The organism is Methylobacterium sp. J-078 (assembly GCF_022829285.1).
Lineage (GTDB): Bacteria > Pseudomonadota > Alphaproteobacteria > Rhizobiales > Beijerinckiaceae > Methylobacterium.
In genome coordinates, this window is record NZ_JAKSYI010000133.1 from 1 (window position 1) to 822 (window position 822).

General features: G+C 73.5%; 1 protein-coding gene and 1 pseudogene. One reads left to right on the top strand and one right to left on the bottom strand.

Annotated features, from left to right (window positions below):
* Positions 1 to 289 (bottom strand): annotated as a pseudogene (locus tag MKK58_RS24080) (lytic murein transglycosylase); the annotation flags it as partial.
* Between MKK58_RS24080 and MKK58_RS27190 the strand changes: the two are divergent.
* Entirely contained in the window at positions 209 to 439 is a 231-nt protein-coding gene (locus MKK58_RS27190; RefSeq protein WP_409565310.1) for a hypothetical protein, read from the top strand. The pseudogene MKK58_RS24080 and the gene MKK58_RS27190 sit on opposite strands and share 81 nt — an antisense overlap.
* Positions 440 to 822 lie beyond the last annotated feature (383 nt).

An 822-nucleotide genomic window follows, 5' to 3' on the forward strand; every position in this document is an offset into this window, starting at 1 on the left:
TGCGGCCTGCACGGTACGAAGCGCGGGTCTGGTTCGCCGCGGCAAGGGCGACCGCCCGGGCAACCGGGGGCGCCGTCCCCGTGGCGGGCGCCATCATGGCCCGGGGCCGGGCGGGGTACCGGTGCCCGGCGGCCCCGAACCCCAGTGGGCCGACATCCGGTCGAGACGGGCCTGGTCGATGAGCGGGACCCCAGCCGGCACGATCAGGATGCAGCCATCCCGGTGGAGGCGCGACCGCGTCGGGGACCGAATCGACCAGGTCGCGGCGGCCGTCGCCGTCGCCGTCCACGGCGAGGCGCTGGTAGGTGGCCTCGGCCTGACCATCGGGACGGTGAGCCGGACCCTGTCGCGCCTCGACCGGGATGGCTGCATCCTGATCGTGCCGGGTGGGGTCCGCCTCATCGACCAGGCCCGTCTCGACCGGATGTCGGCCCACTGAGGTTCGGGGCCGCCGGGTACCGGTACACCTCCCGGCCCCGGTCCATGATGGCGACCGCCACGGGGACGGCGCCCCCGGTTGCCCGGGCGGTCGCCCTTGCCGCGCCGAACCAGACCCGCGCTTCGTACCGTGCAGGCCGCAGCTCGGAGGAATCGAGGAAGTAGGCAGGCTCACCGGCCCGCGGCTCGGGGTCCGCCCTGCCATAAAGAAGTTCCGTCGAGAACGTCATGTGAGATCCCTTCACCGTGACGGGGGGCGGACGGGCGGACGCTTGATGTCCCGCCACCGGGACTTCCCACCGTTACCGGCAGGGCCCTTCATGCTCCCCGTCGCGGCCGGCTCCTGCGGCCTGATCTCGCTCGGCACGACATCCCGGGATAGCG